The sequence below is a fragment of the Micromonospora sp. NBS 11-29 genome (assembly GCF_002140155.1).
GTDB lineage: Bacteria > Actinomycetota > Actinomycetes > Mycobacteriales > Micromonosporaceae > Micromonospora.
On sequence record NZ_NAPR01000017.1, the window covers coordinates 287,505 to 287,743 of the forward strand.

Consider the following 239-nt stretch of genomic DNA (forward strand, 5'->3'; position numbering starts at 1 on the left):
GGTGCCCCCGGTCGACCACTACGCCGACCTGCGCGACTCCATCGTGCGGCGGCTGGTGGACACCGGCTTCACCGTCGAGCGCTCGCACCACGAGGTCGGCACCGCCGGCCAGTCGGAGATCAACTACAAGTTCTCGACGCTGCTGCACGCCGCCGACCAGCTCCAGCTCTTCAAGTACATCGTGAAGAACGAGGCGTGGGCGAACGGCAAGACGGCCACGTTCATGCCCAAGCCGCTCT

At 66.5% G+C, this 239-nt stretch carries 1 pseudogene; it reads left to right on the forward strand.

Features of this window, described 5'->3' with window-relative positions:
• A pseudogene (locus B1205_RS32105) lies at positions 1-239 on the forward strand (glutamine synthetase); the annotation flags it as partial.